General features: G+C 37.7%; 1 protein-coding gene and 1 pseudogene. One reads left to right on the top strand and one right to left on the bottom strand.

Going from position 1 to position 804, the window contains the following annotated elements:
- Window positions 1-34: 34 nt before the first annotated feature.
- Entirely contained in the window at window positions 35-304 is a 270-nt protein-coding gene (locus ACFIK8_RS10925) for a hypothetical protein (RefSeq protein WP_375669440.1), read from the bottom strand.
- A gap of 109 nt (window positions 305-413) precedes the next feature.
- Between ACFIK8_RS10925 and ACFIK8_RS10920 the strand changes: the two are divergent.
- Window positions 414-804: pseudogene (locus ACFIK8_RS10920) on the top strand (hypothetical protein); the annotation flags it as partial.

Below are 804 nucleotides of genomic sequence, written 5' to 3'. Positions count from 1 at the left end.
CAATTCCACCTTTTGAACTGCGATCCCAAAATTTTTATTGATTATAGACAAGAGCGCATGAGATTGATAATTTATGATGAAAAATCAATAGATTGATTCCTTTGGAAACAAAATTTTTTCCAACAGAGCTTCCTTCGTCTAATCCACCAACATAATCTCTGGCCCAATCCTTCGACAGAATCTTCCAAGTCCCTCGGCACAATCCTTTGCATTTCTCTGTGCCGACAATTGTTTCCCCTAGAGCTTTTATAGACTGGCTTTTTTTCCTGACTTTTTCGACCGATTTTTTTGTTTTTTTGACCAAAATGCTTCTTTTTTTCACCACTCTTTTTCTCAATTCTTATATTTTAGATTGACTTTCGCTTTTTTCATCTTATATCTTAGAATTATTCTAAAGTGCAAAGGAACAGAAAATGTTGAAGTCGTTTTTTTCATTTGTACAACGCAAAGCTCTGTCCTTTCGTTCAGCACAAAAGATGATGCTTCGTGCCCTTAAAACAAAAGAGCAATATGCAGCTCTCTATTTAAGATACGCGAAAGCTTTAGAGCCTTATTCTTCCAAGCAAGCAGCAATTTTTACAGCAATGGGCATCCAAGAGCTTGAAAATTATAAAAAGCTTCTTTGCCTTTCTTGTAGCAGCCGTACAAGCAGTCATAGTGTCAGCGCTGTAGGGTCATTGTGTAAACGGCCTTCTTTTGTAACAAGCAAGCGCCACCACGCAAACTCTCGAACAACAACGACAAATCAGACCACAAAAAAGCCATCAAAAACCCAAAAACAAACGCTTTTAACGTGGATTCAGC

Source organism: Bartonella sp. MR168JLCBS (assembly GCF_042194175.1).
The sequence above is the reverse complement of the archived record's forward strand: the minus strand, read 5'-3'. Positions and strand labels throughout refer to the sequence as shown.